Source organism: Vibrio sp. YT-19(2023), assembly GCF_033337395.1.
In genome coordinates this window covers 1-833 of sequence record NZ_JAWOQN010000317.1, presented here as the reverse complement: position 1 = coordinate 833, position 833 = coordinate 1, and the positions used below count along the sequence as shown (strand labels likewise).

The 833-nt window shown below is 46.1% G+C and carries 1 protein-coding gene and 2 pseudogenes; 2 read left to right on the top strand and 1 reads right to left on the bottom strand.

The window, feature by feature from the left end:
* Nucleotides 1-317 (top strand): annotated as a pseudogene (locus R7E78_RS25645) (hypothetical protein); the annotation flags it as partial.
* A 109-nt stretch (nucleotides 318-426) separates the two neighbouring features.
* A complete protein-coding gene (locus R7E78_RS25640) occupies nucleotides 427-627 on the top strand; it encodes a DUF4250 domain-containing protein (protein ID WP_005457961.1) in 201 nt (66 codons plus the stop codon).
* A gap of 2 nt (nucleotides 628-629) precedes the next feature.
* On the opposite strand, the pseudogene R7E78_RS25635 reads toward R7E78_RS25640, so the two are convergent.
* Nucleotides 630-833 (bottom strand): annotated as a pseudogene (locus R7E78_RS25635) (LysR family transcriptional regulator); the annotation flags it as partial.

The window sequence follows — 833 nt, the reverse complement described above, 5'->3', positions numbered from 1 at the left end:
TCTCTCAATTGCTGCTTACGATTGCCCGTAGCCGACTACAGGCGTTCCACCGTATTTTACCTGTAACGGGTATTGTTTCTGGCATGCTATTGGTGCTTGCGATTTTATTTTCATCGTACCAATTGGATGAAGCTACGCTTGCGAGCGCAACGCAGCCGATTTTGATCTCTTTAGCGCTGCTTATCTCTACCATTGTGGTTTGGTGTTGGCATATCTTCACACACAAGGCGCCAGAAAAAGTGCAACTGAGCATTGCTTTGCTGCTTGCTCTTGCTTCCATGACAAGCCGACAAGGTTTGTTTGCTCTGGCTGTTTAACAAGTCTGACAGTGAGTTCACGATCTCGAGTGAGCTCACTTTAAATTCTCCAGATCCTGTCTACGCTGTATGTATATACCTTGATACGTTGTCGAAGAGGAGTGTCGCGATGGATTTAAGCAATGTAGGCAATCTGGATAGCATCATTTTGTTGGGGATCGTCAACGAAAAACTACGCTTAGAGTGCGACAGTTTTGACGAGTTGGCTTCGGTCTACGAAATGGATGTTGAGTCGGTGGTGGGCAAACTTGATATGCTTGGTTATCAGTACGACCCACTCACCAATCAATTCAAAGCGTACGAACGCTAGTCTCAATCGATTCCTTGTTGATAAGCCATCTTGATGCCGTCAAGATGGCTTTTGCATTGTTGTCTCGCCGTCGCAAAGAAGGCTTGCAGATAACGCTTATCTTTTTCAGAGTTACGCGTTGCTGCGAACAGACGACGCCACAAACCTTTGCCAAATGGTTTACTGGTGATTAACCCCTGACGAGAAAACTCGGATATCGCCCAGTT